7 protein-coding genes are annotated in these 7,172 nt (G+C 72.2%); 5 read left to right on the top strand and 2 right to left on the bottom strand.

Annotated features, from left to right (window positions below):
• The 3 genes from N864_RS17085 to N864_RS17075 all read left to right on the top strand — a co-directional run.
• The coding region (locus N864_RS17085; protein WP_034719670.1) for an MFS transporter at window positions 1-640 on the top strand (640 nt) is incomplete at its 5' end.
• Between the two features lie 9 nt (window positions 641-649).
• On the top strand, window positions 650-2,086 hold the full coding sequence (locus N864_RS17080) for a glycine hydroxymethyltransferase (protein ID WP_051518730.1): 1,437 nt from the start codon (window positions 650-652) through the stop codon (window positions 2,084-2,086).
• A 27-nt stretch (window positions 2,087-2,113) separates the two neighbouring features.
• A complete protein-coding gene (locus N864_RS17075) occupies window positions 2,114-3,862 on the top strand; it encodes an alpha/beta hydrolase (protein ID WP_081793982.1) in 1,749 nt (582 codons plus the stop codon).
• A gap of 76 nt (window positions 3,863-3,938) precedes the next feature.
• On the opposite strand, the gene N864_RS17070 is transcribed toward N864_RS17075, so the two are convergent.
• A complete protein-coding gene (locus N864_RS17070) occupies window positions 3,939-5,141 on the bottom strand; it encodes a trans-sulfuration enzyme family protein (RefSeq protein WP_051518729.1) in 1,203 nt (400 codons plus the stop codon).
• Window positions 5,142-5,230: 89 nt separating this feature from the next.
• Between N864_RS17070 and N864_RS17065 the strand changes: the two genes are divergently transcribed.
• Both N864_RS17065 and N864_RS17060 read left to right on the top strand, forming a co-directional pair.
• Window positions 5,231-5,782, top strand: a complete 552-nt coding sequence (locus N864_RS17065) for an Lrp/AsnC family transcriptional regulator (protein WP_051518728.1) — start codon at window positions 5,231-5,233, stop codon at window positions 5,780-5,782.
• A gap of 19 nt (window positions 5,783-5,801) precedes the next feature.
• Window positions 5,802-6,137: an antibiotic biosynthesis monooxygenase family protein gene (locus N864_RS17060; RefSeq protein ID WP_034719665.1), complete on the top strand. Its 336-nt coding sequence runs from the start codon at window positions 5,802-5,804 to the stop codon at window positions 6,135-6,137.
• On the opposite strand, the gene N864_RS17055 is transcribed toward N864_RS17060, so the two are convergent.
• Complete coding sequence (locus N864_RS17055; RefSeq protein ID WP_034719663.1) at window positions 6,124-7,029, bottom strand: amidohydrolase family protein; 906 nt, start codon at window positions 7,027-7,029, stop codon at window positions 6,124-6,126. The genes N864_RS17060 and N864_RS17055 overlap by 14 nt on opposite strands.
• Window positions 7,030-7,172: the final 143 nt, after the last annotated feature.

Here is a 7,172-nt window from a genome sequence, read left to right as displayed (position 1 = left end):
GCTCGTCCTCGCCGTGGTGACCCCCTCGACCGGGCGGCGCGAGGCGAGCCGTCCCGCCGCGGGGCGGTGGCGCGCGCTCGCGAACGGGCGCCTGGCGCGGGTCTCGGGCACCGCCTTCACCATGCAGTTCGCGAGCACGGGGCTGATGCTGCTCGCCGCGCTCGTTGCGAGCGACCGGTTCGGCCTCTCCCCGGCAGGCCGGGGCCTCGTCGTCGCGGCGTTCGGCGTCGCCGGTCTGCTCAGCGGCACCGCGTCCGGACACCTCGCGGACCGGCTCGGCCTGCTGCGGGTCGGGGGGAGCGCGCTCGTGCTCCTCGCCGCCTCGACCGGCTTCGCGACGGACGCCCGATGGCTGTGGCTGCTCGTGCTGCTGACCGGTCTGGCCGGCGCGGCCGCGACCGCGGTGCGCGTGCTGACCCAGACCCTCGGCGTGCGCAGCACCCCGTCCAACCCGAGCGGCGCCATGTCGGTGACCCTCGCGGTCCAGTTCCTCGGCACGGCGGTGGCGCCGGTGCTGCTGCCGATCTACGACGCCTCTGCCCTGCTCGCCGGTCTGGCGGCCGGCGGCGTCGCGCTGCTGGGTGCGGTCATCATCACGTCGGGGCGAGACGGCGCCGTCAGGTGCAGCCACGGTCACTAGGCTGTGCCCATGTCGGACGCTCTCCTCTCCAGCACCTACAACCAGATCCTCGAGATCATCGCCAAGGTCGAGCCGCGCGTCGCCGATGCCACGCGGGCCGAGCTGCGCGACCAGCGCTCCTCGCTCAAGCTGATCGCCTCGGAGAACTACGCCTCGCCGGCCACTCTCCTGACGATGGGCACGTGGTTCAGCGACAAGTACGCGGAGGGGACCGTCGGGCACCGCTTCTACGCGGGCTGCCAGAACGTCGACACCGTCGAGGCCCTCGCTGCGGAGCACGCCCGAGAGCTGTTCGGCGCGCCGTACGCCTACGCCCAGCCGCACTCGGGCATCGACGCCAACCTCGTCGCCTTCTGGTCGATCCTCGCCCACCGCGTCGAGACGCCGGGTCTGGAGAAGCTCGGTGCCAAGAACGTCAACGAGCTGTCCGAGTCCGACTGGGAGCAGCTGCGCCACGAGCTGGGCAACCAGCGACTGCTCGGCATGGCGCTCGACGCGGGCGGCCACCTGACGCACGGGTTCCGACCCAACATCAGCGGCAAGATGTTCCACCAGCAGCAGTACGGCACCGACCCGCAGACCGGGCTGCTCGACTACGACGCCGTCGCCGCCAAGGCGCGCGAGTTCAAGCCGCTCATCATCGTCGCCGGCTACTCCGCCTACCCGCGCCGGATCAACTTCGCGAAGATGCGCGAGATCGCCGACGAGGTCGGCGCCACCCTCATGGTCGACATGGCCCACTTCGCCGGGCTCGTCGCGGGCAAGGTCTTCACCGGCGACGAGGACCCGGTGCCCTTCGCCCACGTCACGACGACGACGACGCACAAGTCGCTGCGGGGCCCGCGTGGTGGCCTCGTGCTCGCGCAGGAGGAGTATGCCGCTGACGTCGACCGGGGCTGCCCCATGGTCCTCGGCGGCCCGCTGGGTCACGTCATGGCGGCCAAGGCCGTCGCCCTCGCCGAGGCCCGCCAGCCGGAGTTCCGCACCTACGCCCAGAACGTCGCCGACAACGCGAAGGCGCTCGCCGAGGGCTTCCTGTCCCGGGGGGCGCAGCTCGTCACCGGCGGCACCGACAACCACATCGTGCTGCTCGACGTGTCGACGTTCGGGCTCACCGGCCGGCAGGCCGAGTCCGCCCTGCTCGACGCCGGCGTCGTGACGAACCGCAACTCGATCCCGCACGACCCGAACGGCGCCTGGTACACCTCCGGCATCCGCTTCGGCACCCCCGCCCTGACGACGCGTGGCTTCGGCCGGGACGAGTTCGACCGGGTGGCAGAGCTGGTCGTCGACGTCCTCAAGAACACCTCGGTCGGCACGACGAAGGCCGGCGCCCCGTCGAAGGCGGCGTACGCGCTCGCCGACGGAGTCGCCGACCGCACCCACGCGGCCTCGGCGGAGATGCTCGACAAGTTCCCCCTCTATCCGGGCCTCGACCTGGCCTGACCCACCCCGACCCGGAGGTCTGACGACATGGCCCGGCCCGGCGACACCTCGGCGGAGGTGCGCCGGGCCCCGGTCATCACGGCCCGGCACGTCGTGCGTGCCGCGCGCGTCGTCGCCGCCCGGTTCGGGCTGTCGTGGACCGGGCTGCTCTTCGGGGCCGGCTATGTCATCGTCGCGCTGTCGCCGAGCCTGCTGCCCCGGACGTGGTTCTACCAGGGCCTCGTCTGCGGCATCTGTGGCGCGGCCGGCTACGGCCTCGGTGCGCTGCTCGCCTGGCTGAGCCGGGGGGTGCGCCGCGTCCTGCAGCTGGACGTCACGGTGGGCGAGGAGCAGGGACACTGGCTGCGCGTCGGCTGGTTCACCCTGCTCGCCGCCGCCTTCGTCTGGGCCATCGTCGCGAACGTGCGCTCGCAGGCGGTCACCGCGAGCGTCGTGCACCTCAGCCCGCTCACCCCGCTCGACTGGGTCGGCGTGCTCGTCCTGACGCCGGTCGTGTGGGTCGCGCTCGTCGCCCTGGGCCGGGGGATCCGGCACGTGACCCTGCGCGTCGAGGACCGCGCGGCCCGGGTCCTGCCGACGGCCGTGGCCACCGTCGTCGCCGTCGTCATGGTGCTCTTCGTCGCCGCCTGGTTCACCGACAACATCGTCATGCAGCGCGGCGTCCAGCTCTTCGGGCGCTACTCGGCCTATCTCAACTCCCAGTCGCCGGAAGGGAAGTCAGCGCCGACGAGCCCGCTGCTGTCCGGGGGCCCGGGCTCGCCGGAGACCTATGCCAGCCTCGGCTACCAGGGCCAGGTCTTCGTGACGCAGGCCCTGACACCTGCGCAGATCAACGCCGCCACGGGGGCCCCGGCGATGCAGCCGATCCGGGCCTACGCCGGGGTGCACGGCAGCGAGACGATCACCCAGACCGCCGACCGGGTCGTCGCCGAGCTGCGCCGGACGCACGCCTTCGACCGGAAGGTGCTCGCCGTCTTCACGACGACCGGCAACGGATGGGTCAACGACTGGTCGGCCCAGTCGATCGAGTACCTCACCGGGGGCAACAGCGCCATCGCGACCATGCAGTACTCCTACCTGCCGAGCGCACTCGAGCTGCTGACCGACCGCACGACGCCGCGTCAGGCGGGGCGGGTCCTCTTCGACAAGGTGTATGACGTGTGGGCGCGGCTGCCCGCCGACGCGCGACCGCAGCTCGTCCTCGGCGGCGAGTCGCTCGGTGCCTACGGCGGACTGGCCGCCTTCACCGGCGTCGACGACATGCTGGCCCGGGCCGAGGGTGGGGTGTGGAGCGGGACCCCGTCCTTCTCGTCCATCGCCGAGGAGCTCTACGCGAGCCGGACGCAGGGGTCGCCGCAGATCGCACCGGTCATCGACAACGGCCGGCACATTCGCTTCGCCGCCGGGGGCGTCGGCCTCGTGACCGACTATGTCGGGCGCCCGCTCGGGCCCTGGCTCCAGCCCCGCTTCGTCTTCCTCCAGCACCCGTCCGACCCCGTCGTGTGGTGGAACCCCGCGCTGCTCGGCTCGGAGCCGGACTGGCTGCGCGAGCCGCTCGGCCGCGACGTCAACCCCGACGTCACGTGGATCCCCTTCGTGACGTTCTGGCAGCTGACGACCGACATGGCGGTGGGGCTCAACCCGCCGTACGGCTACGGCCACCGCTACGGCCCCGAGATGGTGCCCGCCTGGGGCGCCGTCCTCGGCGGCGAGCCAGGTCGTGACTACAGCCGGATCCTCGCGGCCATCGAACGGACCGCCTCGCGCACCGAGTAGCGGGCCGCGGGCCTGAGCAGCGGGGTTGTGAGCAGAAAGGGGTGCGATGGCGCCCAACCCTGCTCACAACCCAGGGTCAGCCCAGTTGCGCCGCGGCCGGGTACAGCGGCGTGAGCGCCGTGGCGGCACGCAGGGCGTTCGCGAGGTCGGCGATGAGGTCGTCCGGGTCCTCCAGCCCGACCGAGAGGCGCAGGAGCGAGGCGTCCGGCTTCGCCGCGGCGGCCACCGGGCGGTGCGTCAGGGCGGCCGCCTCCTGGATCAGGCTGTCGACCCCACCGAGCGAGACGGCATGCGTGATGAGCCGGCAGTGCTCCGCGACGGCCGCGGCTGCGTCGCGCCCGCCCTTGAGGGTGAACGAGATGATCGAGCCCGGACCGGACATCTGCCGGCCCACCAGCCCGCGCGGGTCGCACCCCGCCAGGCCCGGATAGTGGACGCGGGCCACCTCGGGCTGGTCCGAGAGCCACTCGGCGAGCCGCCCGGCCGTGGCCTGCTGCGCGCGGACCCGGACGGGCAGGGTCTGCAGGCCACGGTGCAGCCCGAGGGCCGACTGGGGCGACAGCAGCCCGCCCGTGATGGCGCGGACCCGACGGAGCCGCTCGGCCCAGTCACGGCTCGTCGCGATGACGCCGCCCATGAGGTCGCCGTGGCCACCGATGAACTTCGTCGCCGAGTGCAGGCTGAGCGCGGCTCCGTGCCCCAGCGGCTGCTGCAGGACCGGGGTGGCGAAGGTGTTGTCGACGAGCACGGGCACGTCGCCGGCCAGTGCCGCCACCCGCGCGATGTCGACGAGGTCGAGGGACGGGTTGGCCGGTGTCTCGATGACGACCAGCCCCGTGTCGGGCTCGAGGGCGGTGGCGACCGTGTCGGCGGTCGCCCACGTGACGCGGGTGCCGAGCAGCCCCGTCGCGAGCAGGTGGTCGGTGCCGCCGTAGAGCGGACGGACCGCGACGACGTGGGGCGTGCCGGCGGCCACGGCTGCCAGCAGAGAGGCGGTCACTGCGGCCATCCCGGTTGCGAAGGCGACCGCGTCCTCGGCGCCCTCGAGGTCGGCGAGGGCCAGCTCGAACCGCGCGACGTTGGGGTTCCACAGCCGCTGGTAGACGAATGAGTCCTCCGGCCGGGGCGGTCCGCCGCCCGCCAGCTGGTCGTAGGCGGCGCCACCACTCTCGACCGACGCCAGGGGATACGTGGTCGAGGCGTCGAGGGGCGGGACGTGGGCGCCGAGCGTCGTGAGGTCCTCACGGCCGGCGTGGACGGCTGCGGTGTCACGCTTCATGCCACCATCCTCGCCGGATCAACGGCCAGCCCTCAAGGATCCCGCTGATCCGCTTCCATCAGCGCAAATCGTCAGCGATCCTGTTGACCATGCCATCGCCACAGCCGCCCACGTCGCGGATTCCACGACGGCCCCTGCTGCCGCCGGCGCCCCTGGACGACGTCGACCGGGCCATCCTCGCCCTGCTCGTCGATGACGGCCGGATGCCCAACGCCGAGATCGCCCGGAGGGTGGGCATCCCCGAGTCGACCTGCGCCGGTCGGGTCCGTTCCTTGCTGGCGTCGCGGACGGTCCGTGGCATTCATGCCGATGTCGACCTAGCCTCGGTCGGCCGCCCCATGGAGGCGATGATCGCGCTGCAGTTCACCGGCCACGCGCGAGAGGCCATGGACGCGGTCCGGGCCCGGATCGCCGAGGTGCCGGGAGTCATCGCCGCCTACCACGTCTCCGGTCGCACGGACTTCCTCGTGCACGTCTGCGCCGCATCGTCCGACGAGCTGCGTGACCTCGTCCTCGACCACCTCACCTCGCTCGCAGGCGTCGCGCACGCCGAGACGAGCCTCATCTTCGAGCGCATCGAGGGGGGCCACACCTGGGACCCGGCCGGAGCGCGGGGACGCGACCGAGCGCGACGACCGTGAGCGGCATACCCTCGAACCCATGGCCATCGTGAAGATCAACGCCATCGCAGTCCCTCCGGAGCACGCGGAGGAGCTCGAGCGCCGTTTCCGGATGCGAGCCGGTGTCGTGGAGGAGTCGCCGGGTTTCCTCGGCTTCCAGCTGCTGCGGCCGGTGAAGGGTGAGGACCGCTACTTCGTCGTGACGCAGTGGGAGGACGAGGAGTCGTATGCCGGGTGGCGCGACGGCGCAGCCCGGGCGACCCACAAGGGCGAGCACGGCCCGTCGGTGCTGGCGACGGCCGACCTGCTGGAGTTCGACGTGCTGCTCGACGTGCGCCCCGGCGGCGAGAACGCGCCTCGGCTCAACCCACTCTGAGGTCGGACAGCTCGAACAGCCGAACGGCGTTGTCGTGCAGCACCGCCCGCTGCCACGACTCGTCGAGGCCGAGCCCGGTCACCGCCTCGAGCGCCTCGAGGTAGGGGTAGGGGATGTTCGGGAAGTCGCTGCCGAACAGGATCCGGTCGCCGAAGTCCGCGAGCCGCCGGACCTGGTCGGCGGGCATCGGCATCTGCTCGTCGGAGAACGCGGTGAAGTTCATCGTCGTGTCGAGGTGCACGGCCTCGTGTGACTCGGCGAGGTCGAGGAACTCGGCGTACTCCGGCATGCCCATGTGGGCGATGACGAGCGGCAGCCGCGGGAAACGCTGCAGCACCAAGCGGATCGGCTCCGGGCCGGTGAAGCGCCCGGGTGCCGGGCCGGACCCGCAGTGGATGACGGTGGGGACCTCTGCCTCCTGGAGCAGGCCCCAGACCGGGTCGAGCAGCGTGTCGCTGGGGTCGTAGTCGCCGACCTGGACGTGCGACTTGAAGACGCGGGCGCCCCGCTCGATGGCGCTCGCGACGTAGTCGGCCGCGCCCGGCTCGGGATAGAACGTGGCGGTGTGCAGGCAGTCGGGTGTGCGTGCCGCGAAGTCGGTTGCCCAGGCGTTGAGCCACGCCGCCATGCCCGGCTTGTGCGGGTAGAGCATCGAGGTGAAGGCGAGCACCCCGAAGTCACGCAGCCGCCGGACCCGTTCGTCCTCGTCGTGGCGGTAGGCGATCGGCCACTCCCGACCGACCAGCGGGCCCGCCGCGTCGAAGTAGGCCCACACCTTGTCCATGACGTTGCCCGGCATGAAGTGCGTGTGCACGTCGATGATCCCGGGCAGACCGAGCCGGGTGGCGAGGTCGCGGACGGCCCTCGCCTCCCGCTCGTGCTCCGTCTCCATGCTGGCAGTATGCCGCCCACCTGACTCCCGCTCGCCGACCGCCTCCCGCTCACCCCACCGTCGAGTGAGCGCAAACTCCGGTTGCGAACCGTCGACTGAGCGCAAACCCCGGTTGCGAGCCGTCGAGTGAGCCCGAACTCCGG

The sequence above is a fragment of the Intrasporangium chromatireducens Q5-1 genome (genome assembly GCF_000576575.1).
Classification (GTDB): domain Bacteria; phylum Actinomycetota; class Actinomycetes; order Actinomycetales; family Dermatophilaceae; genus Intrasporangium_A; species Intrasporangium_A chromatireducens.
Note: the sequence above shows the minus strand (reverse complement) of the source record. Positions and strands in the feature narration are given on the sequence as shown.

Excerpts from the sequence above, each read along its gene's own strand:
- N864_RS17065 (WP_051518728.1), top strand. The coding sequence starts at position 5,231 with ATGCCATCGCCACAGCCGCCCACGTCGCGGATTCCACGACGGCCCCTG.
- N864_RS17080 (WP_051518730.1), top strand. The coding sequence starts at position 650 with ATGTCGGACGCTCTCCTCTCCAGCACCTACAACCAGATCCTCGAGATC.
- N864_RS17060 (WP_034719665.1), top strand. The coding sequence starts at position 5,802 with ATGGCCATCGTGAAGATCAACGCCATCGCAGTCCCTCCGGAGCACGCG.
- N864_RS17055 (WP_034719663.1), bottom strand. The coding sequence starts at position 7,029 with ATGGAGACGGAGCACGAGCGGGAGGCGAGGGCCGTCCGCGACCTCGCC.
- N864_RS17075 (WP_081793982.1), top strand. The coding sequence starts at position 2,114 with ATGGCCCGGCCCGGCGACACCTCGGCGGAGGTGCGCCGGGCCCCGGTC.
- N864_RS17070 (WP_051518729.1), bottom strand. The coding sequence starts at position 5,141 with ATGAAGCGTGACACCGCAGCCGTCCACGCCGGCCGTGAGGACCTCACG.